This window comes from Glaciihabitans tibetensis, from assembly GCF_003003265.1.
Taxonomy (GTDB): Bacteria; Actinomycetota; Actinomycetes; order Actinomycetales; family Microbacteriaceae; genus Glaciihabitans; species Glaciihabitans tibetensis.
This window is the reverse complement of sequence record NZ_PVTL01000001.1, coordinates 167472-192609: the sequence shown is the minus strand read 5'-3', so window position 1 is coordinate 192609 and position 25138 is coordinate 167472. Positions and strand designations below refer to the sequence as shown.

29 protein-coding genes, 2 tRNA genes and 1 riboswitch are annotated in these 25138 nt (G+C 65.2%); of the genes, 16 read left to right on the top strand and 15 right to left on the bottom strand.

What is annotated here, in order from left to right; all coding sequences use genetic code 11:
* Window positions 1-2: 2 nt before the first annotated feature.
* From B0I08_RS00975 to msrA, 3 genes are all read right to left on the bottom strand, one after another.
* Window positions 3-686 carry a single-stranded DNA-binding protein gene (locus B0I08_RS00975; protein WP_181243120.1) on the bottom strand — a complete coding sequence of 228 codons (684 nt, stop codon included), beginning with the start codon at window positions 684-686 and terminating at the stop codon, window positions 3-5.
* 165 nt (window positions 687-851) lie between these two features.
* Window positions 852-1064: a methyltransferase gene (locus tag B0I08_RS00970; RefSeq protein ID WP_106208931.1), complete on the bottom strand. Its 213-nt coding sequence runs from the start codon at window positions 1062-1064 to the stop codon at window positions 852-854.
* Between the two features lie 59 nt (window positions 1065-1123).
* The gene (gene msrA / locus B0I08_RS00965; protein ID WP_106208929.1) at window positions 1124-1651 is read right to left on the bottom strand and encodes a peptide-methionine (S)-S-oxide reductase MsrA; all 528 of its coding nucleotides are present in this window, start codon (window positions 1649-1651) and stop codon (window positions 1124-1126) included.
* Between the two features lie 107 nt (window positions 1652-1758).
* Here msrA and B0I08_RS00960 point away from each other — a divergent pair, with 107 nt between their 5' ends.
* From B0I08_RS00960 to B0I08_RS00945, 4 genes are all read left to right on the top strand, one after another.
* Window positions 1759-2766 carry an aldo/keto reductase gene (locus tag B0I08_RS00960; RefSeq protein ID WP_106208927.1) on the top strand — a complete coding sequence of 336 codons (1008 nt, stop codon included), beginning with the start codon at window positions 1759-1761 and terminating at the stop codon, window positions 2764-2766.
* A gap of 187 nt (window positions 2767-2953) precedes the next feature.
* The gene (locus B0I08_RS00955) at window positions 2954-3199 is read left to right on the top strand and encodes a hypothetical protein (protein WP_106208925.1); all 246 of its coding nucleotides are present in this window, start codon (window positions 2954-2956) and stop codon (window positions 3197-3199) included.
* Between the two features lie 98 nt (window positions 3200-3297).
* On the top strand, window positions 3298-4239 hold the full coding sequence (locus B0I08_RS00950; protein WP_106208923.1) for a hypothetical protein: 942 nt from the start codon (window positions 3298-3300) through the stop codon (window positions 4237-4239).
* An 80-nt stretch (window positions 4240-4319) separates the two neighbouring features.
* Window positions 4320-4392: transfer RNA gene (locus B0I08_RS00945), tRNA-Arg, on the top strand.
* A 51-nt stretch (window positions 4393-4443) separates the two neighbouring features.
* Here the strand turns inward: B0I08_RS00945 and B0I08_RS00940 are convergent.
* From B0I08_RS00940 to B0I08_RS00930, 3 genes are all read right to left on the bottom strand, one after another.
* Window positions 4444-4704: a thioredoxin domain-containing protein gene (locus B0I08_RS00940; protein WP_106208921.1), complete on the bottom strand. Its 261-nt coding sequence runs from the start codon at window positions 4702-4704 to the stop codon at window positions 4444-4446.
* 125 nt (window positions 4705-4829) lie between these two features.
* Window positions 4830-5105: an oligoribonuclease gene (locus B0I08_RS00935; protein WP_106208919.1), complete on the bottom strand. Its 276-nt coding sequence runs from the start codon at window positions 5103-5105 to the stop codon at window positions 4830-4832.
* A gap of 9 nt (window positions 5106-5114) precedes the next feature.
* Entirely contained in the window at window positions 5115-5327 is a 213-nt protein-coding gene (locus B0I08_RS00930) for an SCO4848 family membrane protein (protein WP_106209941.1), read from the bottom strand.
* An 83-nt stretch (window positions 5328-5410) separates the two neighbouring features.
* On the opposite strand from B0I08_RS00930, the gene orn reads away from it, so the two are divergent.
* The 5 genes from orn to B0I08_RS00905 all read left to right on the top strand — a co-directional run bounded on the left by orn (window position 5411) and on the right by B0I08_RS00905 (window position 7398).
* Window positions 5411-6031: an oligoribonuclease gene (gene orn / locus B0I08_RS00925; protein WP_106208917.1), complete on the top strand. Its 621-nt coding sequence runs from the start codon at window positions 5411-5413 to the stop codon at window positions 6029-6031.
* A 31-nt stretch (window positions 6032-6062) separates the two neighbouring features.
* A tRNA-His gene (locus B0I08_RS00920) sits at window positions 6063-6138 on the top strand.
* Window positions 6139-6262: 124 nt separating this feature from the next.
* Window positions 6263-6547 (top strand): ATP-dependent Clp protease adapter ClpS, encoded by a 285-nt coding sequence (clpS, locus tag B0I08_RS00915; RefSeq protein ID WP_106208915.1) that lies wholly within the window; start codon window positions 6263-6265, stop codon window positions 6545-6547.
* Window positions 6544-7023: a DUF2017 family protein gene (locus tag B0I08_RS00910; RefSeq protein WP_106208913.1), complete on the top strand. Its 480-nt coding sequence runs from the start codon at window positions 6544-6546 to the stop codon at window positions 7021-7023. Before clpS ends, B0I08_RS00910 begins: the two co-directional genes overlap by 4 nt.
* Before the next feature lie 24 nt (window positions 7024-7047).
* Complete coding sequence (locus B0I08_RS00905; RefSeq protein ID WP_425432973.1) at window positions 7048-7398, top strand: metallopeptidase family protein; 351 nt, start codon at window positions 7048-7050, stop codon at window positions 7396-7398.
* Here B0I08_RS00905 and B0I08_RS00900 read toward each other — a convergent pair.
* From B0I08_RS00900 to B0I08_RS00885, 4 genes are read right to left on the bottom strand one after another with little or no spacing between them, the layout of a single operon-like run.
* Window positions 7395-7943 carry a nucleoside/nucleotide kinase family protein gene (locus tag B0I08_RS00900; RefSeq protein ID WP_106208911.1) on the bottom strand — a complete coding sequence of 183 codons (549 nt, stop codon included), beginning with the start codon at window positions 7941-7943 and terminating at the stop codon, window positions 7395-7397. The two genes, B0I08_RS00905 and B0I08_RS00900, sit on opposite strands and share 4 nt — an antisense overlap.
* 37 nt (window positions 7944-7980) lie before the next feature.
* Window positions 7981-8766 (bottom strand): energy-coupling factor transporter transmembrane component T family protein, encoded by a 786-nt coding sequence (locus B0I08_RS00895; RefSeq protein WP_106208909.1) that lies wholly within the window; start codon window positions 8764-8766, stop codon window positions 7981-7983.
* A complete protein-coding gene (locus tag B0I08_RS00890; protein ID WP_245884425.1) occupies window positions 8763-10172 on the bottom strand; it encodes an ABC transporter ATP-binding protein in 1410 nt (469 codons plus the stop codon). Before B0I08_RS00890 ends, B0I08_RS00895 begins: the two co-directional genes overlap by 4 nt.
* A 35-nt stretch (window positions 10173-10207) precedes the next feature.
* On the bottom strand, window positions 10208-10840 hold the full coding sequence (locus B0I08_RS00885; RefSeq protein ID WP_106208906.1) for an ECF transporter S component: 633 nt from the start codon (window positions 10838-10840) through the stop codon (window positions 10208-10210).
* 28 nt (window positions 10841-10868) lie between these two features.
* Window positions 10869-10979: riboswitch (TPP riboswitch) on the bottom strand.
* 16 nt (window positions 10980-10995) lie between these two features.
* On the opposite strand from B0I08_RS00885, the gene B0I08_RS00880 reads away from it, so the two are divergent.
* Window positions 10996-11922 carry an LLM class F420-dependent oxidoreductase gene (locus B0I08_RS00880; RefSeq protein WP_106208904.1) on the top strand — a complete coding sequence of 309 codons (927 nt, stop codon included), beginning with the start codon at window positions 10996-10998 and terminating at the stop codon, window positions 11920-11922.
* Window positions 11923-11934: 12 nt separating this feature from the next.
* Here the strand turns inward: B0I08_RS00880 and B0I08_RS00875 are convergent, their stop codons facing one another.
* Window positions 11935-12393 carry a nitroreductase family deazaflavin-dependent oxidoreductase gene (locus B0I08_RS00875; protein WP_106208902.1) on the bottom strand — a complete coding sequence of 153 codons (459 nt, stop codon included), beginning with the start codon at window positions 12391-12393 and terminating at the stop codon, window positions 11935-11937.
* Between the two features lie 16 nt (window positions 12394-12409).
* Window positions 12410-13003, bottom strand: coding sequence for a DUF1697 domain-containing protein (locus B0I08_RS00870; protein ID WP_106208900.1), 594 nt, complete (start codon window positions 13001-13003; stop codon window positions 12410-12412).
* Window positions 13004-13079: 76 nt separating this feature from the next.
* Here B0I08_RS00870 and glgX point away from each other — a divergent pair, with 76 nt between their 5' ends.
* From glgX to B0I08_RS00845, 5 genes are all read left to right on the top strand, one after another.
* Window positions 13080-15281: a glycogen debranching protein GlgX gene (gene glgX, locus B0I08_RS00865; protein WP_106208897.1), complete on the top strand. Its 2202-nt coding sequence runs from the start codon at window positions 13080-13082 to the stop codon at window positions 15279-15281.
* Between the two features lie 2 nt (window positions 15282-15283).
* Window positions 15284-17608, top strand: a complete 2325-nt coding sequence (treY, locus tag B0I08_RS00860; RefSeq protein ID WP_106208895.1) for a malto-oligosyltrehalose synthase — start codon at window positions 15284-15286, stop codon at window positions 17606-17608.
* Window positions 17605-19377, top strand: coding sequence for a malto-oligosyltrehalose trehalohydrolase (treZ, locus tag B0I08_RS00855; RefSeq protein ID WP_106208893.1), 1773 nt, complete (start codon window positions 17605-17607; stop codon window positions 19375-19377). Before treY ends, treZ begins: the two co-directional genes overlap by 4 nt.
* 177 nt (window positions 19378-19554) lie before the next feature.
* Window positions 19555-19785, top strand: a complete 231-nt coding sequence (locus B0I08_RS00850; RefSeq protein WP_106208892.1) for a hypothetical protein — start codon at window positions 19555-19557, stop codon at window positions 19783-19785.
* 450 nt (window positions 19786-20235) lie between these two features.
* Window positions 20236-20565: a DUF7882 family protein gene (locus B0I08_RS00845; protein ID WP_181243118.1), complete on the top strand. Its 330-nt coding sequence runs from the start codon at window positions 20236-20238 to the stop codon at window positions 20563-20565.
* A 25-nt stretch (window positions 20566-20590) separates the two neighbouring features.
* Here B0I08_RS00845 and B0I08_RS00840 read toward each other — a convergent pair whose 3' ends face one another.
* From B0I08_RS00840 to B0I08_RS00830, 3 genes are read right to left on the bottom strand one after another with little or no spacing between them, the layout of a single operon-like run.
* Window positions 20591-22036: a phytoene desaturase family protein gene (locus tag B0I08_RS00840; protein WP_106208890.1), complete on the bottom strand. Its 1446-nt coding sequence runs from the start codon at window positions 22034-22036 to the stop codon at window positions 20591-20593.
* A complete protein-coding gene (locus B0I08_RS00835) occupies window positions 22023-22955 on the bottom strand; it encodes an oxygenase MpaB family protein (RefSeq protein ID WP_106208888.1) in 933 nt (310 codons plus the stop codon). Before B0I08_RS00835 ends, B0I08_RS00840 begins: the two co-directional genes overlap by 14 nt.
* A 2-nt stretch (window positions 22956-22957) precedes the next feature.
* On the bottom strand, window positions 22958-24040 hold the full coding sequence (locus B0I08_RS00830; RefSeq protein WP_106208886.1) for a VIT1/CCC1 transporter family protein: 1083 nt from the start codon (window positions 24038-24040) through the stop codon (window positions 22958-22960).
* A gap of 56 nt (window positions 24041-24096) precedes the next feature.
* Between B0I08_RS00830 and B0I08_RS00825 the strand changes: the two genes are divergently transcribed.
* Entirely contained in the window at window positions 24097-25113 is a 1017-nt protein-coding gene (locus B0I08_RS00825; protein ID WP_106208884.1) for a magnesium and cobalt transport protein CorA, read from the top strand.
* The last annotated feature ends 25 nt before the right edge of the window (window positions 25114-25138 follow it).

Genomic DNA, 25138 nt, shown 5'->3' with positions numbered 1-25138 from the left:
GTTCAGAAGGGTGTGTCCGCGGACCTCTCCCCGGCGCCGTGACTACCTGCCCCCACCCGGGCCAGAAGCGCGCCGCCCACGGTATCGACGAGCGCGTCGCCCTCGGTGTCGTCGAGCTCCGCGTCATCCCCCTGATCATCAATGCCGGAAGATAATGCTTCGCCATCGGCGTCACCCGCTATCCGGTCTGCATACACGCCCGGCTGGGCCCACTCGGTCGGAACGGCGGGCAAACCCTCGTGCACGTCGCGTTGCGATGCGGGGCCGCCCGATGCGGGGTCGCCGGACGCTGAACGGTCCTCCGATGCGCTGGAGTCTCGGTCAGCGGCCTTCGGTGATTTGGTGTATCGAGACTGTCCCCAGGCCAGATCGTGACCGATGGACTCGGCCTCCACATCGATGTTGGTGCCGCTCTTGTCTCCGCTCGTCCAGTTCTTCACCTTCAGCCGGCCAGTGACAACAACACGGTCACCCGTGACGAGCGACGCAAGCACGTTATGAGCCATCTGGCGAAACGCGCTAATCGTGTAAAAGTTGCTCTCGCCGTCGATCCAGCGCTGGGTCGCACGGTCAAAACGGCGATTGTTCGACGCAAGTCGGAAGTGGGTGATAATCAGCCCTGCCTCCGTCTTGACTGTGTGCGGCGCTGTGGCGACAACGCCCGTGAGAGTGATGGTGTCAGGCATGATTCCTCCGTCAGATGGGTTTGGCGGGATCCGGAACGCCACTCGTGCCGGGATGTCGCACCGGATCCCTGAACCCAGTTTCGTCATTCCCGCACATGAAAAATCGGCCGACCCCACAATGTGGAGCCGGCCGATCAATGTGCCGCTGGGGAGGAGACGCGACGGTCAGTGTTCGCGGAACTCCGGCCAATCCGATCCCGGCAGGAGTGCCGCATGCAGCGCACTTTTCGCCACCTCCAGGCTCGGGTACGTTGCACGCGGTTCGCTGTCGCCGAGCAGCCGGAAAATGTAGCCGTCATCGGTGCGGTGGATCGAGCCGACGGCTCCGGCCGGGCCGAACGCCACCCAGTTCTGATAAATCGTGGTCTTGTCACTCATCGTTGAGCTCCTTTCGTTGCAGAACCATTCTGCAACGTGGAGGCGCGAACGCGCAGGGGTTACGACGCGAGTACGTACGATCCGTAAGACTTGCGGATCTTGTTCACCTTGGGCAGCGCCACGGCCAGGCAGTATCCCTGCCCGGGGTTCTTCGCGAAGAAGTCCTGGTGGTACTCCTCAGCATCGAAGTACTCGCCGAGCGGGCTGATCTCGGTGACAATTCCACCGTCCCAGTACTCGCTGGCACGGTCGCGGGCTGCCTCGAACAGCGCCTTCTGAGCATCATCCGTATAGAACATTGCTGAGCGGTATTGCGTGCCGACGTCGGCACCCTGGCGATTGAGCTGGCGCGGGTCGTGCAGCGTGAAGAACACATCGAGGATCACCTCTGCCGGGATGACGTCGGGATCGAAGGTGACTGCGACGGCCTCCGCGTGCCCTGTGCGCCCGGTGCAGACAGCCTCATAGCTGGGGTGGGCCGTTTCGCCACCGGTGTAGCCAGAAACTACGTCTGAGACACCCTTCAGAGTGCGATAGACGGCGTCGAGACACCAGAAACAGCCACCGGCAAGAACGAATGTTTGCATTAGAGAATCCTACTTTCGATTCGGGGATTGGTACGCGAGGCACCGTGATGTCCAACCGGCGCTACCCCGTCGGCATTCCCGCTCCCAGCCAGCCCTAGGCTATGGGCATGCCATACATTGCCAACGAAGACAGGTACTCCTCTATCGACTACGTCCGTGCGGGAAAGAGTGGGCTCAAGCTGCCCGCCGTCTCCCTCGGGCTCTGGAACAATTTCGGCACCGATCGGCCTCTCGACACCCAGCGGGCTATTCTGCGCCGGGCGTTCGACCTGGGGATCACGCATTTCGACCTCGCGAACAACTACGGGCCTCCGGAGGGAACCGCCGAGACGAACTTCGGCCGCATCTTTGCCGAAGACTTCCGCGCCTACCGGGATGAGATCCTCATCTCGAGTAAGGCTGGCTATTACATGTGGGAGGGCCCGTACGGAGAGTGGGGTTCGCGCAAGAACCTTCTCTCTTCGCTCGACCAGAGCCTCGGCCGCCTCGGTGTGGACTATGTTGACGTGTTCTACTCTCACCGTCCTGACCCGGGCACTCCCATCGAAGAAACCATGGGGGCTCTCGCCACGGCGGTCCAGCAGGGCAAGGCGCTGTATGTAGGGGTATCGAACTACACCCCGGAGCAGACTCTCGCCGCGGCTGCCGCGCTCGCGGAGCACAAGATTCCCCTTACCCTCCACCAGCCGCGCTACAACATGTTCGACCGCCACATCGAGGACGGGCTCCTGCCGGTTCTGGACGAGGTCGGAGCCGGCAGCATCGTGTTCTCGCCCCTCGCACAGGGACTGCTCACCGACCGCTACCTCGACGGCAATATTCCCGCCGATTCGCGGGTTGCGGAGGGACGGTGGCTGAACGCCTCCAAGATCACCGACGAATATCTCGGACGCGCTCGCGGCCTCAACGCGATCGCCGAGCAGCGCGGGCAAAGCCTCGCGCAGCTGGCACTCACTTGGGTCCTCCGTCACCCGCAGGTCACCTCGGCGCTCATCGGAGCGTCGAGCGTCGCACAGCTGGAGAACAACGTCGGCGCTCTCGGAGGTCCCGCGCTCACCGCTGCGGAGATCGAAGCGATCGAAGAATTCGCAATCGACGGAACCAGCTTGCGCTGAGGCAGAGATAGCTGTCCGGCACAGGCCGGCGGGCCGGCGCAGTTAGCCGACCGACACAGATAACCGACGGAGGGTAGCTCGCGCTGCCCTCCGTTTCTGTGTTGCCTGTCATCTCGCCCATTGTCGGGGGTGCTCCCTAGTCTCGAGGTATCCCCCGCACCGGCCGGAATGACCCAGGAGCATCATCATGACCCTTCTTGATCGTGTTGGCACCGCCCCCACCGTTCGCCGCGGACTCGCGATGGTCAAGTTGGCCAACGGGCAGTGGCGGGTCACCCGCGCCACGGGCGAGGTGCTCGGGTACATCGAGGCTGTCGTTGAGGGCCGAGAACTCAAGTTCAGCTCGCGACGCCTGATCCCGAACCAGCGCGGCTCCCTTCCCCTCGGTGATTTTTGGAGAATGGATGACGCGATCGACTGCTTTCGGCTCTGAAAGGTCACCGCACCCGTCGATAACGAGTCGCCACCGAGTTTTTCAACACTCGGGCGCGCTTTGCCGTCCAAACGAGCACCCGAGGTATCGTGCGTCACATGCAGTGGTGGAATGAATTTGTGGACTGGCTGACGTCGACCGAGGGTCGGCAGGTGATCGCGACGGCCGTTGTGCCGTTCGTCGCGATTTTGGCTGCGGGAATTATCGCGGCATTGATCGCTCGGGCGTCAGCCAAGCGCGTGCTTGACCATCAGGATCGTGAGCTGAAGGCGTCCGCTGTGATGGCGATCATCGGCGCCGGCCGTAAGGCGACCTCGTGGAGTTCGCTCGGGGGCGAAGAGAAGCAGCGCATGGACAACCAGCTCAACGAGGCTGACATTCGATTGCGTCTGCTTCCCGTCAATGGCGCGAGTGCTGCCGCGGACTGGGCAGCCCACGAGCTGGCGGGGATGAAGAAGAATTCCGCAAACTTCAGCTTCCAGGCCGAACAGACTTTCGTCGACTACCGCAACCGTCTCCTCGAGTGGCAGGACAAGCCGAAGCGAGCGCGCAAGCTGTTCGCGTTCGACCTCGAGCAGTGGCGTTTCGACGACGAGGCCGCAGACAAGGCCGCCGCCGAGAAGCAAGCCCAGTGGACCGCCAAGCAGGCAAGCGATAAAGCTGCTGATTCCGACGCGTCCGCCAAAGCTCCGTACGCTCCTGCGGCCATTGCAGCTCCGGCAGCGGCATCCACCGCACCGGTTGCTCCCGAAGCGCCCGTCGCCGCGGCGGAAGAGTCCGAGACCCTCTCAACCAGCGCATACACGCGGCCGGTCACGGCTGACTACGAAGCCACGATCGCGGACAACGAGGCACCTTCGGGCGATCACGACGCCGAAGGCTCGACCGAAACGCGCAACACCGACGACGTTGAATACGAGCGCACGAGCAACGACGGCGAAGACGTATCCACCGTGGCGAATGACGTCTACGCGCCGCCCGTGAACGCGGGCTCAGTGCGCCAGCGCACCGACCCCGATCCGACACTGAGCGAACACTAGGTAAACGCCAACCGAATCCAGTTTGCCCAGTCTGGAGCGTGCTGCGACCTGGTCGCGGCACGCTCTAGACTGGGGCTTCTGCCTCTGTAGCTCAGTGGATAGAGCAGCGGCCTTCTAATCCGCTTGTCGTAGGTTCGATTCCTACCAGGGGCACCCACACCGAGCGCCGTCGCCACGCGCCGCCGCTGGTCAGCGGCCGGCGGCTCACACCGCTTTCGCGAGGGCTACCAGAACCTGATTCACGGTCGGTATCCCCTCGGCGCGGAAGACCTCGGCGCCGTCGTCGGAACGCACGATGATTGTCGGTGTGGAGCGGATATGGGCGGCACGAGCCAATTGCTCGTCGCGCGCGACATCCATCTCTCGAACCACAGCGGCGGGAACCAACCGTCGCACGTCCTCGATGACTGCCCGCGTCATGATGCACGGGTCGCAGAACGCGGAGGTATAGAGATCTAGGTTCACGTGAGGGCCAACCACAAAGCGGGCCCCGGGATTCCCGTTCTCGTCGGAACTTCCGTGACCCGCTGGGCGGTGGCCGCGCGCCCGGGGGCAGTGAAACCTGGGCGTTCGGCGTGGAAAACTGGTGGCTAGAGCTCGCCGCGCTCGTTCGGGTCTTCCAGCGCGTCGCTTTCCGGGGCGTCCCAGCTGTAGGTGACCTGTACCTTGTCGCCCACCTCGACCGCCTTGACGACGGTGTACACCTGCTGCGTCTCGTGGCCATCTACGGCGGCGAGCACGGTCAGCTCGGTGTCCCAGGTTCCGTCTGTGCTGATGCGGGTGTCGTTCTGTCCGTCATAGGGCCCACCCTGATAGAAAACGATGTACTCGTCGCCGTGCGCGAGCTGGGGTGTGTTGTTCGTCATGGTTAATTCCTACCAGACGCCGATGAGAGTGAGTATTGCGCCGAGCACGGATAGCGCGGCGATCACCAGGGCCATAACGATGAGCACGAGGTGCACGCGCAGGAACGCCGTGGCTTTACCCGAGGAGTCTCTCGCCCGTGGGTCCGAACTGATGCGGCGGTAGAACTGCGGCCACACCACCACGTTGAAGACGGCATTGAGCAAGAGAAGAGCGACGACCATACCGCCAGTGTAGGCAAGCCGAGGAACCGCCATCGGCGTCGCGTCGCCGCCGGTGCGCACACGCGCCCCGGTAGAATCTCCCCATGGCTTCTTCTGCGGACCTTTTGGTCTGGATCGACTGTGAAATGACCGGACTCGACCTCGGAATCGACGAACTCGTGGAGGTGGCGGTGGTCATCACCAATTACGACCTCGAACCCGTGGCCGAGGGCTTCGACATTGTGATCAAGCCGGATGCGTCGGCCTGGGACAACATGGGCGATTTTGTACGCAACATGCACACCGAGAGCGGCCTAATCAACGAAATTCCGAACGGCGTCACGGTCGCCGAAGCGGAGTACGAGATCCTCGAGTACATCCTCAAGTACGTGCCGGCGCACCAGAGCGCTCCGCTGGCCGGAAACACCATCGGCACGGACCGCGCATTCCTCGCCAAGTTCATGCCCCGGGTCGACAGCCACCTTCACTACCGCAGCATCGATGTCTCCTCGATCAAAGAGCTTGCCCGCCACTGGTTCCCCCGCGTGTACTTCAACTCCCCCGCGAAAAACGGTGGCCACCGCGCGCTGGCAGATATTTTGGAATCGATTCGCGAGCTCGCGTACTACCGAAAAGCCGTATTTGTCGCGGAACCCGGCCCCACCTCGGAGGATGTTCAGGCCGTCTCGGCCGAAGTTGTTGCACAGTGGGCCTCCAGACTGTAATAAGATGATCTAGTTGCCTCGGCAACGCATGGTGGGCGTAGCTCAGTTGGCAGAGCGCTGGCTTGTGGAGCCGGATGTCGCGGGTTCGAGCCCCGTCGTTCACCCCACTGGAAACGGCTCGACTTCGGTCGGGCCGTTTCTGTTTTAACGTGTCCCATTTTCGGCCTCTTCAGTTTGTCCCTATCCGTTCTGCCGGTTCCCCGGCCCCTAGTCTGATGCGAGGCTGGTTTCATGGCACAGACAGACGAACTGACGGACCTGAATGCGACGGTGCTCCTCGACCAGCCGTGGGTCACGCTGGTGTGGGACGACCCGGTGAACCTGATGTCGTACGTGACGTGGGTGTTTCGGGACTACTTCGGGTTCGCTCGTGAAGAAGCCACGCGTCTGATGTTGCTCGTGCATCACGAGGGGCGCGCCACTGTGGCGACGGGAGGCCGGGAAGAGATGGAACGCCACGTTGTCGCTCTGCACGGCTACGGCCTCTCGGCGAGCCTCCAGAAGGAAGACGGATGAACGGCTTCGCGCAGAGTTCAGCCGGCACCAGCACGGCATCCTTTTCCGCAGAGGAAGCCCGCATCCTCAGCGACCTCGTTGGTCAACTGGCCGACCTCATCGAGCGCCGCGGAGCGCCAGGGGCTGATCCGGCACTGGATCGCCTCCTGCCCGCTGGGTACCGGGATTCCGAGCAGGACGCAGCCGAGTTTCGGCGTTTCACCGAGTCCGACTTGGCCGACGCGAAGGTTCGCAACGCACGCGCGGTTCTCCTCGACCTGTCGAGGCCTGCCCGCAATCGCAAGCAAGTTGTCGAGCTGGATGGCGAGGGACTCGGCGCGTGGCTGCGAACCCTCACCGACCTGAGACTGACACTGGGTGCCCGACTCGCAGTGGAACGCGACGGCACCATGCCCTCCGACGCGGACCCCATGACGGTAGCGATCTACGAATGGCTGGGCTTCCTGCAGGAGACGCTCGTCGAATCCACGTCGTAGCGACGCCTATGGGAAGCTGATCGCATGGACCCGATGACCGAGGACGACTTCGAACGACTCGTGGTCGATGAACTCGACGCCCTGCCGGACGAGATGGTCGACGGCCTCGATAACATCGTCTTTGTCACCGAGGCGCGTCCGGAGGACGGGTCTCTCGATCTTCTCGGCCTCTACGACGGTGTCGCCCTCACCGAGCGCGGCACCTACGGCTTCGGCGAGCTGCCGGACCGAATCATCCTCTATCGCGAACCGCTCCTCGCCATCAGCGCCGACGTCGAGGAACTGAAAGACCAGATCCACGTCACGCTCGTGCACGAAATCGCCCACTTCTACGGCATCGATGACGAGGAGCTTCACGCGCTCGGGTGGGACTAGGGCCGCTTCGGGGAGGGTGTCGGTATCAGCGCGACCCGCGCGAGCCACGGAGTAACGGCGGCCGAGACATCCGCCCCATCAATAATCGCATCAGCGTTCTCCCGGGGACGCTCCCGGGCAAGGAAGACCTCCTCCTGGGCGGCCCACGCGTCCCAGTGCGGGGCGTAGGCCTGGCCGTCCCGGGCGAGAGCACGGGCTTTGCGCGTTGCGTCGTCCAGTTCCACCCACAGCCCGAGTGTCGCGGCCCGGCGGTTTTCCACGCTCAGGGCACCGCACCCCTCCACCACGATCGGGCGGGTGGGGTCGAGCGGATGCCACTCCGCCGGTTTATTCGCAGCCCAGTCCCAGCGGCGCCAGCGAAGCTCCCGCAACACCTGGGTATGCACCATCGCGCTTCCCGCCTCCAGTCCGTCCCAGCCGGGGTACAGGTCATCCAGCCGCACCAGCTGCGCCCCGGGCCACGCGGATACCAGGAGGGCGGCGAACTCGGTTTTGCCCGAGCCCGAGCGGCCGTCAATGAGCACCCGGGGCTGCGGAGTGAGCACATTGAGTGGGGAGGACGCGCCACCCGGGGAGAGAAATTCAGGCCGCAATGAAGTTCCAGCTTCCCGCCAGCACCGCACACACAATCGCCGTCGCGCCGATAGCGCCTCCGAGCGCGACCAACACCCAGTCCCGTGCGCCGAACACAGATTCCCGTGCCCACGTGCGCTGGATGGGGGCACCGAACGCACGCGCCTCCATCGCGGTTGCAAGCTTGCTGCCGCGGCGGATGGAGAGCACCAGCAGCGCGAAGGCCTGCCCGGCTGTCCGGCGAATCCGGCCGGTGTCGCCGACCCCACGCGCCCGACGGGCCAGCTCGAGTGAGCGCCAATCGTCAAGGAACAGCCCCACCAGACGCAGCGCGGCGAGCGCACCCAGCACGAACCGCGCCGGGAGGTGCAGCACCTGAGCGAGGCCATCCGCGAGGTCGGTGGGGTCCACCGTGAGAAATAGCACGACCGAGGGCAGCCCGATCGCGAGCACCCGCAGCAGCGTCGCCAGCGCGAGCTCGAGCGAACCCTCGCTGATCCGCGCGAACAGGAATTCGAAGTAGATCTGGCCCGAGGTCTGGCCGTAAAGGGCGATCGTCGCTGCGGTGAGCGGGGCCGCCAGCCAGACGGGAAGTGTGCGCAGCCAGAACGTGCGGGCGGAGAGTCCGGCGAACAAGAACAGCGCACACTCCAGCAGCAGCGCGACGGCCGCGGAGACCCAGTCGATCGACAGGATGAGACAGCCGCCCAGGAGAAAAGCGGCGCCGAGTTTCGCCACGGGGTTGATCCCGTAGATCGCCTGGGTTCCCCGTACGGGAAGGAGTATGTCGGTCACAGCCGCACCTCTTCGTCCGCCAGCGCCTGGACGAACTCGGCGTCGTGGGTGATCGCGACCACGGCGCTGCCGCCGTCGAGCAACTCCGCGAGTAGGGCTACGAGTTCGGCCCAGGTGCGGGAGTCCTGCCCGAAGGTGGGTTCGTCAAGCACGAGCACCCGCGGGCTGGTAGCGAGCACCGTCGCCACGCTTAGTCGTCGCTTCTCCCCTCCCGAAAGCGTGAACGGATTCGCCTCGGCGAGCGGGGCCAGCCGCAGCCGTTCCAGCAACTCGTCGACTCGCGCGTCGACCAGGTCCGGCGCCATCCGCAGCGCCCGCGGCCCCACCGCGAGCTCTGCGCGAACCGTACCGGCGAGAAACTGGTGCTCCGGGTCCTGGAATACGGTGCCAATCCGGGTCAGCAGTTCGCGGGACTTCCACCGGTGCGGGAGGGTGCCCGCACCGGCCGCAAGAGAATCGGTCGCGACAACGGCGCCAGCCCGGGGCGGGAGGAGGCCGGCGAGAGTGAGTCCCAGGGTGCTCTTGCCCGCGCCATTGGCCCCGGTGATCGCCGTCGCGCGTCCCCCCGCAATACTCACGTCGATACCGTCGCGCAGGGTGGACCCCCGACCAATCGCCAACGACTCAGCGCGTAGCAGGAGGGCTGTCTCCTCGCGGACTCGCAGGGAACGAGTCGGCGGGACTCCGGGCACCCACACACCGCTCGCGGCGAGCGCGGCGCCCTGTCGCTCGAGCACCGCCGAGGGAGTGCCTTCGGCGAGGACACCGCCAGCTGGCGCGAGCACCACAACGCGGTCCACCAGGGGAAGCCAGACATCCACCCGGTGTTCGACCACGATCAGGGTCGCTCCGGTGGCGTCGGCGACCCTGACGACCGCGTTGCGCACCTCCCGCACACCGTCGGGGTCCAGATTCGCGGTGGGCTCGTCGAGCAAAATCAGTCCCGGCCGCATGGCGAGGACTCCGGCGAGGGCGAGTCGCTGCTTCTGACCCCCGGACAGCCGCGAGGAGGGATGGTCGAGGGGCAGGTCGAGCCCCACTGCTTCGAGCGCCTCGACCACCCTCCTCCAGATCTCGTCCCGGGGAACGCCGAGGTTTTCGCAGCCGAACGCGACGTCGTCTCCCACCCGCGCCAGGATCACCTGGCTGTCCGGATCCTGGAGCACCAGGCCCGCGCGGCCGCGGGCATCAGCCGGGGCGCTGCCGTCGAGCAGCAGCTCCCCCTCCCCTTCGCCCTCGTCGTCTCCCCCGAGCACGCCGGCGAGCGCCGCCATCAGTGTCGATTTTCCCGCCCCGGACGCACCGAGCAGCAATACCCGTTCGCCCGGATCAATTGCGAGATCGAGCGCACGGACCGCCCACGCCTGACGGCCGGCGTGACGCCAGCCCCAACCGCGGGCGCGCACGCGCACAGGCGATATTCCGGAAGCACTCACGCGATTCAGATCCGAGCGGCGTTCTCGCGCCCCGAGGCGAATCTGTTGAGTGCGCCCGTGCGGGCGATCCCGCGCGCCGCGAGCCACGACAGCAGGCCCGCGATGAGCGCGCCTCCGACGATGGCGGAAGCGGTGTACACGCTGACAAACAGGGCACCGGAACCCGGGTACCAGAAGGTCAGGTCGGTCAGCGCCATCGCAAGTCCGGCGCCCGCTCCCGCGAGCACCGCGACGTACGCGCGCCAGTTGGCGTAGAGGAATGCGAGGAAGATGATCTCCGCACCGATGCCCTGGGTGAGGCCGCTGACGAGAGTCCACCACCCCCAGGTGTTGCCGACCAACGCGGAGACGGCAGCAGCGACTACCTCGCCGTAGATGGCCGCGCCCGGTTTGCGCACGATGAGCGCGGTGAGCACGCCGGCAAATAGCCAGAACCCGCCGCCAACGGCCTGCAGGCCGGGCAACAGCAACCGCAACGGTTCGGTCACCGGGTTAGACAGTACGTTCCACACGACGAAGATCAGGCCGCTGGCGACGCCGATGACGCTGGCAACAACGATGTCAACGACCCGCCAGCGTGCGGACAACCGTGAGCGCAGCGATGTGCGGGGTGCAGAGGAAAGGGTGCTGGTGTTCATGACGTGCCTTTCAGAATGAAATGGCACGGGTTATAAGAGATTGCCTCCCTGCGCTGGCATTATCCAGATCAGGTTCGACGGTCGAAGCTTGGAGAAGCTTCCTCTCAGCCCGGCTCACCGGACTCCCGTGTTCACCTCAAGTCTATGGTGGTTGCATGGACTTTCGCATCTTCACCGAGCCCCAGCAGGGCGCCAGTTACGACGATCTCCTTGCGGTAGCCCGCGCGACCGAGCAACTCGGTTTCGATGCCTTCTTCCGTAGCGACCACTATCTCGTGATGGGCGATGGAGACGGGATGCCAGGGCCGACCGACGCCTGGACGTCGCTTGCGGGCCTTGCTCGCGACACCAGCCGCATCAAACTGGGCACGCTCGTTTCGTCGGTGACCTACCGGCACCCGGGGATTCTCGCCATCCAGGTGGCACAGGTCGACCAGATGTCGGGTGGGCGAGCTGAGCTGGGCCTGGGCACCGGCTGGTACCAGCGGGAGCACGAGGCCTACGGCATACCGTTCCCCGCCAAGCGTTTCGGTTTGCTGGAGGAGCAGCTCGAGATTGTCACCGGTCTCTGGTCCACACCGGTCGGCGAGACCTACTCGTTCGCGGGCGAGCACTACCAGCTAGCCAACTCCCCTGCGCTGCCGAAGCCCACACAGTCGACCGTGCCGATCATCGTCGGCGGCGGCGGGCCCCGAAAGACCCCGGCGCTGGCCGCGCGCTTCGCCACAGAATACAACGCCGGATTCGTGGGGGATGCGCCGGAGATTCCGGCTCGCCTTGAACGGGTGCGCGAGGCCTGTGCGGCCATCGATCGTGATCCGTCCGACCTGATCCTCTCGATCGCCGGCACCACCGCCGCCGGGGCGACCGAGCCAGAGGCCGCGCGCCGCGCCGGTGCCATCGGCCAGGACCTCGCGTCGCTGCGTTCGGGGGGTTTCGCCGGAACCACAGATGAGGTCGTGGACCGCATTGGCGAGATGGCTGACCTCGGAATCAGCCGCGTTTACTTTCAGATCATGGACCTGTCCGACCTGGACCACCTTGACTTCCTGGCCCGCGAGGTCGTGCCGCGCCTGCAGTAGTTTCCGCGCGCGCTACTGCTCGCGCTCAAGGATCACGACGGGGATCTCCCGGTCGGTCTTCTTCTGGTAGTTGGCGTAGTCCGAGTAGATCGCGACCATCTTGTCCCACAGCGCCGGCTTCTCCTCCGCTGTGGCGTCCCGTGCCACGACCCAAAAGGTCTCCGCGCCGACCTGCACCCAGACTCGGTCGTGCGCCCGGAGGTTGAGGTACCAGACGGGATGTTTCGGAGCCCCGCCCAGCGACGCGACGACGATGAACCGTCCCGCGTCTGGCCCATAGATGAGGCAGGTACGGCGCCACTGCCCCGAGCTTCGCCCGCGGGTAGTAAGGAGTAGCAGAGGTGCGCCGCCGCGAAACACCGGCTTCGCGCCATCCGTCTCCACATATTGGATGATCTGTCTCGAGACCCACGGCTCGGGGTTGTCGACGATCGGTGCTGGCGCGAGGGCAGGGGTGGGTGTCGAGGTCATAGATTCAGGCTACGCGTCACTCCTCAAGCAGCTGCAAGATCTTGCCAACCGTACGCAGGTTGCGTGCGGTGCATCGCGGGGCCACTCGCTCGGTGTACTTCGCAGGAAGTTTGGTTTTGAGCACGCCATCAGGGAGCCACTGGTAGATCGCGTCCGTGCCGACCACGATCTTTTCCGGCGCAAGCTCCTCGTCGGTGGGGCGTGCTTGCGCAATCCTCTCCGGCCTCTCCGGCGGCGACCCGCAGAAAGTGATGAGCATGCGGGAGGGATCTGCGGCATCCGCGAAGGGGTTGTCTCGCACTATGTGCCGGAATCTCGCGGCCGAGAACACGATCGTGCTGGAGTGCACTCCCGTGGCCGATTCGATGGCAGATTCGAGGGTGGTTTCGAGGGTGGTTTCGAGGGTGCGCACGAACGCCTCGTCCACGTCGTGACCCGCGTTTTCGGGCACGTCGAACACAACGTTTCCGCTCTGCAGGAGGGTCCGCACCCTGACAAACCCGAGCGATTCGAATACCGCACGCAGGTCGGCCATCGCGATACGTTTAGCACCACCCACGTTGATACCTCGCAGGAGTGCGACGTATCTCTTTGCCACGACCGTGTTCATGAAGCCACCCTAGGGCGCTCGCTTCGCCCTCAGGGAGGTCACGGTACGGTGGAACCACGGTCAATGAAAGGACCCCATGCACACCTGGCCAGGATCCGCGTACCCCTTGGGCGCGACATTCGATGGAAACGGCACCAACTTCGCAATCTTCAGTGAAGCAGCAGAGCGTGTAGAACTGTGTTTGTTCGACGACGACGGCGTTGAGACCCGAGTCGAGATCATCGAGGTCGACGCCTACGTCTGGCACGCCTACCTCCCCCAGATTCAGCCGGGCCAACGCTACGGCTACCGCGTTCACGGCGAGTACGACCCGGCCAAGGGAACCCGCAACAACGCGAACAAGCTTCTTCTCGATCCCTACGCCAAGGCAACCGCGGGCGAAATCGACTGGGACCAGTCGCTCTTCTCGTACAACTTCGGTGACCCCGACTCGCGCAACGACGAGGACTCCGCCTCGCACATGATGCTGGGCGTTGTCGTCAACCCGTTCTTCGACTGGGCCGGCGACCGCCTGCCGCGGATTCCCTACGCCGAGAGCGTGATCTACGAGGCGCACGTGAAGGGTCTGACCCAGCTGCATCCGGGCATCCCCGAGGAGATCCGGGGCACCTACAGCGCGATCGCGCACCCGCTGATCATCGAACACTTGCAGAAGCTGGGCGTCACCGCCATCGAGCTGATGCCGGTGCACCAGTTCGTCAACGACAGCACCCTGCAGGACCAGGGCCTGTCGAACTACTGGGGTTACAACACCATCGGCTTCTTCGCGCCCCACAATCACTACGCCTCGGGCGGCCAGCTCGGCCAGCAGGTGCAGGAATTCAAAGCGATGGTGCGCGCGCTGCACACCGCCGGCATCGAGGTCATCCTCGACGTGGTCTACAACCACACCGCGGAGGGAAACCACCTCGGCCCCACGCTGTCGTTCCGCGGCATCGACAACTCTGCTTACTACCGCCTGATGGACGACGAGAAGCAGTTCTACATGGACTACACGGGAACGGGCAACTCACTCAATGTGGGACACCCGCACTCGCTCCAGCTGATTATGGACTCCCTGCGCTACTGGGTGACCGAGATGCACGTCGACGGTTTCCGCTTCGACCTCGCCTCCACCCTGGCCCGCGAGTTCTACGACGTGGACAAGTTGTCCACGTTCTTCGAGCTGGTGCAGCAGGACCCGGTGGTCTCGCAGGTGAAGCTCATCGCTGAACCGTGGGACATCGGGCCCGGCGGCTACCAGGTCGGCAACTTTCCCCCGCAGTGGACCGAGTGGAACGGGAAGTACCGCGACACCGTGCGCGACTTCTGGCGCGGTGAGCCGTCGACCCTCGGTGAGTTTGCCTCCCGCATCACCGGGTCCGCGGACCTGTACGAGCACTCGGGACGTCGCCCCGCGGCATCCATCAACTTCGTCACGGCCCACGACGGCTTCACGATTGCCGACCTCGTGTCATATAACGAGAAGCACAACGACGCCAACGGCGAGGGCAACAACGACGGCGAATCGCACAACCGTTCGTACAACTTCGGCGTCGAGGGCCCGACGGACGACCCGGCGGTGCTGATCCTCCGCGCGCGTCAGCAGCGCAACTTCCTTGCCACCATGCTGCTGTCACAGGGTGTGCCGATGATCCTGCACGGCGACGAGCTCGGGCGAACCCAACTGGGCAACAACAACACGTACGCGCAGGACTCCGAGATCAGCTGGGTGCATTGGGACCATGCGGATGGCCCGTTGATCGAGTTCACGGCGGCCCTCGCCCGACTCCGCAAGGAACACCCGACCTTCCGACGCAGCCGGTTCTTCGACGGGCGCCCCGTACGCCGCTCCGAAGGCGAACCACTGCCGGACATCGTGTGGCTGCAGCCCGACGGCAGCGCGATGGCTCCGGAGGACTGGGGCTCCGGCTTCGGCCGCGCCATCGGCGTTTTCCTGAACGGTGAGGGCATCGGCGGACGCGACCCGCGCGGTGAGCGCATCATCGATCGTCACTTCATTGTGTTGTTCAACGCGCACGACGAGTCCGTTGACTTCGTTCTCCCCATCGAGGAATATTCGCCCGTCTGGGAAGTTGTCGTCGACACCGCTGGTGTCAGTGCGGATTCTGAGCCGCGCACGGCAGGATCGGCAGTCACCGTCGAGAGCAAGTCGTTGATCGTGCTGCGGGCCCACGTCGAACCCGAGGTGGAACCCGATCACTCGGTCGCCGCGTCGCTCGCCGTGCTCGTGGGATCCACGGCCGACGACCTTCCTTCCGCCCGCCCGGAGGTATAACCGTGACCGTCCCCATCTCTACCTACCGGCTCCAGATTCGGGAGAGCTTCGATCTCGACTCTGCCGCGGAGGTGGCCGCCTACGTACGCGACCTCGGTGCGGACTGGGTCTACCTCTCTCCCCTGCTCAAGGCCACGGCTGGCTCTGACCACGGCTACGACGTGGTCGACCACTCGCTCGTTGATCCGGTCCGCGGCGGAGCTGCGGGCCTCGACGCCCTGTCCGCCGCGGCTCATCAACACGACCTGCGCGTGCTCATCGACATCGTGCCGAACCACATGGGCGTCGCGGTGCCGCACGAGAACGGCTGGTGGTGGGATCTGCTCACCCACGGCCGCGCGTCCCGCTACGCGGAGGCGTTCGACGTCGATTGGGAGTTCGGCCAGGGCAAGGTGCGGATTCCCGTGCTGGGCGGCACCCTCGAGGAGTCGCTCGAGGCTGGCGAGTTCACCATCGAGAACGGCGAGCTGCACTACTTCGAGAACCGTTTCCCGCTTGCTCCGGGCACCGCGGACGCGTCATCCGACATCACCGAGGTCCTCGCGAAACAGAACTACGAGCTGATGAACTGGCGTCGCGCTGACGCCGAGCTGAACTACCGCCGGTTCTTCGCGGTCAACACCCTCGCCGGCATCCGCGTCGAGGTTCCGTGGGTGTTTGAGGAGTCGCACGCCGAGATTCTCCGCTGGGTGCGGAACGGTCTCGCCGACGGTCTGCGCGTCGACCACCCAGACGGACTCGCCGACCCGGGCGGCTACCTCGACACACTCGCGGCAGCCAGCGGCGGAACCGAGGTCTGGGTCGAGAAGATCCTGGAAGGCGACGAGCAACTCCCGACATTCTGGGCGACGGCCGGTACCACCGGCTACGACGCGCTCGCAGACATCGACCGGGTGCTCGTCGACCCGGCCGGACGTGACGCGCTCGACGCGCTCGACACCCGCCTTCGTGGACGGGCGCAGCCGCTCGATTGGCACACTCTCATCCACGGCACCAAGCGCGGCATCGCAGACACCATCCTGCGTTCCGAGGTGTTGCGGCTGGAGCGGCTGCTTCCCGTTCCCATTGAGCGGGCGGATGATGCGATCGCCGAGCTCCTGGCGTGCTTCCCCGTGTACCGGTCGTACCTGCCCGTTGGGCGCGAGCACCTCACCGCCGCGGCGGAACTGGCGATCAAGCACCGGCCCGAACTCGCCCACGCGGTGGAGGCGCTCGTTCCCCTGCTCGCAGACCCGAATGAGCCGATTGCCATCCGATTCCAGCAGACCTCCGGAATGGTGATGGCCAAGGGGGTCGAAGACACCGCGTTTTACCGGTACAACCGCCTCTCGTCTCTCACGGAGGTTGGGGCAGACCCCGCGGAGTTCTCGATCGACGCTGCGGAGTTCCACCGCCGCCAGGTCGTGCGGCAGGCCAGTTTCCCTGCGTCTCTCACCACGCTGTCCACCCACGACACCAAACGTGGAGAGGACACGCGGGCGCGCATCAATGTTCTGTCCGAAGTGCCAGAGCTGTGGGACACCACCCTCGCGGCGCTGCACGCCCGCGCTCCGCTCGACGACGGACCGCTGGAGAACCTCCTGTGGGAGTCGATTGTCGGGTCCTGGCCGGCGTCCCGCGAGCGGCTGCACGCCTACGCCGAGAAGGCCGCACGCGAGGCGGGAAACTCGACCGCCTGGACCGCTCCCAACGAGGCGTTCGAAAAGAGCATGCACGCGCTGGTCGACTCGGCGTTCGATGACACCGACGTCGTGCGCATCGTGGAGGAGTTCCTCGCCGTCGCCGCACCCGCCGGCTGGTCGAACTCGCTCACCGCGAAGCTCATCCAGTTGACGGCTCCCGGAGTGCCCGATGTGTACCAGGGCAGTGAACTCTGGGAAACGAGCCTGGTGGATCCCGACAACCGCCGAGCTGTCGACTTTGTGGTGCGACGCCAAATCCTCGCGGAGATCGATGCCGGCGCACATCCTCCGATCGACTCCACCGGAGCGGCGAAGCTGCTGGTGACGACGACGGCTTTGCGGCTGCGCCGCGATCACCCGGAGCTGTTCACCCGATACGCGGAAATCCCGGTGCTCGGATCCGCCGCGACGCACGCGATCGCCTTCGACCGCGGCGGTGCCGTGACCATCGGCACACGCTTCCCGCTCGGACTCGAAAAACGGGGTGGCTGGGGCGACACGTCAGTGATGCTGCCCAACAGACGCGTCATCGACACGATTTCCGGGCGTGCGTTCGACGGGGGCAACCTTCCTCTCGCCGACCTGCTCGCCGATTATCCCGTGGCGCTCCTCGCGCCCGCACCCTCATCATCGGAGAATTCATGAGCGTGGCACGGCATCTCAGCACTTCAGGCACTGACACTGGCATCCACGTGTGGGCGCCCTCCGCCACGCAGGTTGACCTCCGCGTGGGCGACGCAACGACGCCCATGGTGAGCGGAGACTCCGGCTGGTGGACCGCGCCAGATGCACCGGCCGCGGGCGAGGCCTACGGATTCGTGCTCGATGGCGGGGAGCAGGTCATCCCCGACCCGCGCTCGCGGCGCCAGCCACACGGTGTTCATGAACCGAGTGAAGCGTTCGATCCGGCCGCCCACGAGTGGAGCGATACGTCCTGGACCGGACGTCAGCTCGCCGGCGGAATGATCTACGAGATGCACCTCGGCACGTTCACGCCCGAGGGCACCCTCGATGCCGCGATTGAGCGGCTCGACCACCTCGTCGACCTCGGCGTCGACTTCGTTGAGGTGCTTCCGGTCAACGGCTTCAACGGCACGCACAACTGGGGCTACGACGGCGTGCAGTGGTACACCGTGCACGAGGGCTACGGCGGCCCCGCGGCCTACCAGCGCTTTGTTGACGCGTGCCATGCCCGCGGACTCGCCGTGCTGCAGGACGTCGTCTACAACCACCTGGGTCCGAGCGGCAACTACCTCCCCATGTTCGGTCCCTATCTCCACGAAGCCAACGCGAACACGTGGGGCTCCTCGGTGAACCTGGATGAGCCCGCGGTGCGCCGGTTCATCCTCGACAATGTCGCCATGTGGATGCGCGACTATCACGTCGACGGCCTTCGCCTCGACGCCGTGCACGCGCTGGTCGACACAAACGACAAGCACATCCTGCAGGAGATGGCCGAGGAGACCGACGCCCTGAGCGCCCACCTCGGTCGCCCACTGACGCTCATCGCCGAGTCAGACCTGAACGACCCCAAGCTGATCATGCCGCGCGAGGCCGGTGGGTACGGGCTCACCGCGCAGTGGAGCGACGACTACCACCACAGCGTGCACGTCGCCCTGACGGGAGAGACAACGGGGTACTACGCCGACTTCGCCTCCCTGGAGGCTCTCGCGAAGGTTTCCACGCAGGGGTTCTACCACGACGGCAGCTACTCGTCCTTCCGCGAGCGGGAGCACGGGCATCCCATCGACCCCGCCGTGCCGACCTGGCGCCTGGTGACCTTCGCGCAGGACCACGACCAGATCGGCAACCGGGCGATCGGCGACCGTCTGACCGCCTCCCTGGACTACGGTCAGCTTGCGATCGCCGCCGTGCTCACCGTGACCGGACCATTCACACCCATGTTGTTTATGGGCGAGGAGTGGGGAGCCTCGACACCGTGGCAGTTCTTCACCTCCCATCCGGAACCGGAGTTGGGAAAGGCCACGGCCGAGGGACGCATCGCCGAATTCGAGAAGATGGGCTGGGACCCCGATGTGGTGCCCGACCCCCAGGATCCCGATTCGTTCCACCGCTCCAAACTCGACTGGTCAGAGGCTACCGAGGGTGACCACGCCCGGCTCCTGAGCCTCTACCGTGAGCTCGGTGCCCTCCGTCGTGCCGTGCCCGAGCTCACTGACCCGCAGTTTGGGGTGCTCGATGCGACCTACAGCGACGAGCGACGCTGGTTCCGCCTCGACCGCGGATCGCTCTCGACACTGATCAATTTCGGGGACGAGGCGCTGACCCTCCCCCTGCCCACGGGCAATACCGTGCTGGTGATGACGGATGCCTCGGCGCGCGTCATCGATGGACAGGCCACACTGCCCCCGCACTCTGCCCTGATCGTGCAGCGGGAGGGTTCAATCACCTGATCACCGCATGAAATGGGCAAGGGCGCGGCTCTTATCCGACACCTGCGTGAATCGGCGTTCCTGTCAAGGGGTACGCCGATTTTTCGTCGCTCAAGGTGCCCGTGCTTCAATGGGGGTACCCCCCAAAGGTGGGGCGTCCCGGTTGTCCTCCGGGGTTCGTTTGAAAGGACGAGACCCATGTCCGTATTACACTCTTCCACCCGCGCGCCGCGCACTGACTCATCGATTGCGCTCGTCACCGATGACGTTTACGCGGTCATGAGCAACAACGACACTCTCGGCTATATCCACAAGGTCGGTGCCGTGTACGTTGCCCTCCACGGAGATGTACTGAGCCATGCCGTCGAAGTCGGCCAGTCGCTCAGCTGGGACTACGCCGTCGACATGGTGCGCGCTTCGGCCCGCTAGAAACTGTGGGTCGGCCACCTCGCAGAGTCGCGAGTGGTCGCCCCACGCACTCAGGGGGGCGCAAGAGCGATAGCACCCTGCGCGGTGCCATCGCAAGCCCGTTTCACCCTCTAGTTGAGCGTGTGAGACTGACTCCGTACGGCGCGGTGGAGTCTAGCCGCCCCGCGTGGTCGCCCACGCGGGGGTTTGATTGTCAGCCACAATGCTGCGGGTGGGGGGAACGATATGAGATCAACGGTCAGCACCTCGTGCTCCGGGCTCGGTCGAGCAATCCAGCTCCCGCAACGAACGTTCTCGGCTGTGGGGGTCGCCTACGGCTGAACTTCAGGTCACGTCGTGATCTACGCCACCCGACGGCGGCGAGTGCGATTGAATCAACGACTGTCGGGGTCTACTCTGCGAACAACGCACGGCGCGGATCATCTGGGGAAAGAGAACGGAAACAAGTAAGTGGGCAAGATTTTGTATGGAGACTCGGGCGTCGAGATCGTTTTCGATGACCGGGACATGGCACACCTCCAGCTGGTAATAGGCGCGAAGCTGCGACGCAGGGAGAGCTTCTTTTTCTCGTGGAAGGATGACCCCAGCGTGGGAGACGGCAGGAGCAGCATCTGGATCGACGCCGCCATCCCGCTGTATTTCAAGTACTTCGGCAGCAAGCAACCCACCATCAACCGCGAGTGGCTTGAGCTACTCACCCTGTCGGCCAACTCGGCGCAGGGCATGCAGTTTATGGATGAGCCCCACGGAAATTCCGACCCAAACAAACAGAAGTCCTAGCGGCCGTCACGGCCACCGTCTGTTGTCAGGGCGCCAGGTCAGGCGCTTTCCGTATCCCAAATTCGTGGCGGAGGGCGCTGACCGCGGCGTGCCAACCCGCCATGCCATGCACTCCCGGCCCCGGCGATGTCGCTGATGAGCACAGGTACACTCCCGGCACCGGGGTTCGCCAGGGATCGGTCAGCGTCGGGCGCCGCAGCAGCTGCCGCAGGTTCACGGCTCCTGCCGAGATATCGCCGCCGATGTAATTCGGGTTGGAGTACTCAACATCCTGGGCTGAACTGGAAGCCTGCGCGAGAATTGTGTCTCGGAACCCTGGGGCGAATCGTTCGATCTGCGTCGCAATCGCGTCCGCACGATCAACCGTCGAGCCCCTCGGCACGTGGGTGTACGCCCACAGCACGTGCTTTCCCTCGGGAGCGCGGGTGTGGTCATGGGCGCTCGGCTGAGCGACGAGCACGTAGGGGCTGCGCGGGAGCCGCCCGCGCGCCACGGTGCGCTCTCCCGCGGCGGTCTCCGCGCGAAAGCCGCCGAGGTGCAGGGTCGCGGCTTCACGCAGGCGCGCGTCTGCCCACGGCACACCATCGGACAGGGCGAAGTCGACCTTCGCGATACCGTTTCCGTACTTCACCGACCGCAGTGTTCGCGCGTAGGCGGCCGGCACGGAGTCAGGAGCAAGATCCAGAAGGGCGCGGGCGGATGTATCAAGCAGCACGACCCGCGACGGAGGAAGTTCCGCCAACGAAGTGATGTGGGCATCGGTGGTGATGGTGCCCCCGTGGGAACGCAGGTCGGCTGCGAGAGCGTTGATTATCGACTGGCTTCCGCCGACGGGCACCGGCCACCCGGCGGCGTGAGCGTGTGCGGCGAGGACGAGACCGGCGGCAGCGGCCGCCATGCTCGGCAGCGTTTGGATCGAATGCGCGATAACGCCGGTGAGCAGCGCAGGGGCAGCTGATTCACGGAAGCGAAGGTTCCAGGTCGGGGTGCCCTGCTCGAGTACCCGGAGGCCCAGATGCGCAAGCGTGATCGGGTGTCGCGGTACCCGCAGCAGAGGCGAACCAGAGATCTCGGCCAGGTTGCCGATCTGGTCGACAAGAGGCTGAAACAGCGATCGCCACGCTGCGCCATCCCGACCCAGCTCGTGCTCTGTACGCTCCAGGCTCCTCCACGCGATTGCAGCGTCACGCCCGTCGAGCGGGTGTGCGTACGACAGCTCCGGCACAGTCAGGGCGATACGGTCGCTCAACCCGAACGCGCGAAAGAATGGACTTGCGAGGGCCATCGGATGGATCGCCGACCCCACGTCGTGGTGAAAGCCGGGAAGGGTGAGTTCGGCGGTTCGGGCACCGCCACCGATTGTGGCTGCTCGCTCGTACACCGCGACCGATAGTCCAGCCCGGGCCATCGTCACGGCCGCCGCAAGGCCGTTAGGTCCGGATCCGACTACTACGGCGTCAACTGTCGTCATCGTCCCCAGTATTCCACCGCTGCGCCCGGCTATCCAGCGATGCGAGCCGCGCTATGCGTTTACGCGCGAAGACCTCGCTCGACGAGGGTCGCCCGAGAACCCAGCGAAGCAAGACCAGCACCCCGCGGGTCAGGGTGAGCGCCGGCCACCACGGGCGACGCAGGCCGAGCAGGCGGCGATACTGGGGATCCAGCGACGCTACGGCTCCCGCGAACAGCACGCGATAACCCAGCATCACCGACGGGTGCAGCGGGGGCTTACGGATAAACCGCAGTGCATCCGCGACGCGCTCGTCGCTGACCAGCTCGGGGCCGAAGGCCTCCAGCTGCCCGCGCAACTCAGCCTCGGTGCGCGGCGGGTTCAGCACGCCCATGAGTTCACCCGCCGAGGCCCATTCGGCGACGTACCGATCGGCGCCCCCGGGAATCGCGCCCCCGAACAGCTGGTGGCAACTGAGGAATGACTCGGCAAAAACGACGTGCACCCAGCTCACGAGGGTGGGATCGGCTGCGCTATATGGCCGCCGTGAGCCCGAGGCATCGGTGTACTCGCCCGTCACGCGGGTGTGCATCTTCCGCACCTGCGCGGAGCCGGCCTCAGCCCCCGCGCGGTCGTCGAATGTGGTGCTGAGCACCCAGCGTACGGTGCCTGCGAGCCGTCCGAGCGGATCCTCCCGGTACCGGGACCAATCGTGCACCCCCGCCATCGCGCCAGGATGAAGTGTCTGCATAAGTAGCGCGCGGATACCGGCGACGAGCACCGGTGTACCGCCATTGACCGTCCACACCGCAGAGCCCGGCCCGAAGTAGCCGATGTCGTCGCCGTGTTCCAGCTGCGCCACCCACGGCGGTATACCGTCAGGGGAACCAGAAAAAGCGGTGAGGAGATACCCGCGAATGCCCTTCGTCGACCGAGCCATCATCAGCCGAGGGTCGTCCCGAAGGCCAGGCCGAGGAGATAGGTCGCTCCCGCAGCCCCAAAACCGATCGCCAGCTGGCGGAGTGCCCGCTTCAGCGGGGAAGCGCCGGAGAGCAGGCCCACCACCGATCCGGTTGCGAGAAGCGCGAGTCCGACCAGGATGCTGGCAACCACTACGGCCGCCGTGCCCTCCAACCCGATCACGTAGGGGATGATCGGGATGATCGCTCCGCTCGCAAAAAACCAGAAGCTCGACACCGCAGCACCGAGTCCCGTGCCGATTTCCTCGTGCTGGTTCGGCAGGTCGATCGCGGCCGTGATCGGACGGGCGGAACCGCCCGGACTGAGAGCCGCGAACGCGCGGGACGCCTTTGCCTCGGCGTCAGCCGGCGCCATGCCCCGGGCGCGATACACCAGGGTGAGCTCGTTCGCGTCGACATCAAGATCACCCAACGTGCTCTCGGTGCTTGCACTCGGAGTGGACGCTTCCAGCAGTTCTCGCTGCGAGCGCACGGACACAAACTCCCCCGCGCCCATCGAAAGTGCTCCGGCCAGAAGGCCCGATATTCCCGTGAGAAACACCGCCTGATTCGACAACCCGGCCGCGCTCACGCCCATCACCAGCGCCAGGTTACTGACCAATCCGTCGTTTGCCCCAAACACGGCCGCCCGGAATGTGCCGCTGAGTTGGTTCCGTCCCCGCGCCGCAAGGCCCCGCACCACTTCTTCGTGGATGCGCTCGTCGGCCGCCATCGCGTCGGTCGCATGCACATCTTTGTCGTAGGGCGATCGGGATTCGGCGCGTTGGGCTAAGGCAAGCACAAACACAGAGCCGAACCGGCGAGCGAGGAACCCGAGCGTCCGGGTCCGCAGGTCACCGCGCCGTGGCTTACCGACGTCGTCACCGAGGAGAGCCAGCCAGTGGGCCTCATGGCGGCCCTCGGCTGCAGCAAGCGCGAGCAGGATGTCGCGTTCCTCACCGTCGCGTCGGCCAGCGAGATCCCGATACACAGCGGCCTCGGCTCGTTCTGCTGCAAGGTACTGACGCCAGCGGCGGAGCTCGCGGGGAGTCGGAGGGGGGTTCACCCGTTAAGTCTCGCACTCAAATTGGAGCGGACCGCCGTTCGGGGCAGACTGGTGCGATGCCCCTCGTCGACAATGCCGTGTACGTCAAAGGTATCCGCACCCCGGACCCGATCAACCTCGACACAACTCACGAGTTGTCGCAGGAACGAAAGGGCTTCGCCTGGATCTCGCTGTATCGCCCGACAGAGGATGAGGTGCAGGTCGTCGCGACGGAGTTCAACCTCCATCACCTCGCCGTGGAAGACACGCTCACCGGCCACCAACGGCCCAAGCTTGAGCGGTACGGCGACACCCTGTTCATCGTCCTCAGGCCGGCCCGGTACATCGACTCCACAGAACAAGTGGAGTTTGGCGAGGTGCATTTGTTCATCGGGCCCGACTTCGCGATCACCATCATGCACGCGGAATCGCCCAAGTTAGCGGGCGTCCGCGAACGTGTGGAGAACTCCCCCGAACTTCTCGCCCGAGGTCCGCGCGCCGTGATGTACGCCGTCCTCGACCAGGTGGTCGACGACTACCTTCCCGTCGTCGCGGGTTTGGAGACCGACATCGACGAGATTGAGGACCAGCTGTTCGGGTCCGACCCCACCGTGTCGCGTCGCATCTACGAACTCTCGCGCGAGGTGATTGCCTTCCAACGCGCTACCCAACCGTTGCAGGTCATGCTGTCCGAACTCAAGAACATGCTTCGCCGCGAGGAGGGCGCGCTTGAGCTCAAGCGCGAGATCCGAGACGTGGAGGACCACGTCATCCGGGTCGTCGAGCGCGTTGACGGGTTCCGCACCCTGCTCCAGAACGCGCTGGTCACCCACTCCACGCTCATCGCCCAGCGCCAGAACGACGAAACCCGAACGCTCAGTGAAACCAGTCTGAGACAGGGTGAAGAGGTCAAGAAGATTTCGTCGTGGGCGGCAATCCTCTTCGCACCCACGCTGGTCGGCGCAATCTATGGGATGAACTTCGACCACATGCCTGAGCTGGACTGGGAGTGGGGGTACCCGTTCTCGCTCAGCCTGATGGTTGCCCTCGGAGGCGGCCTCTATCTCGTGTTCAAGAGAAAGGGCTGGCTCTAGCCAGGCACGCCGTCACCACGCGGAC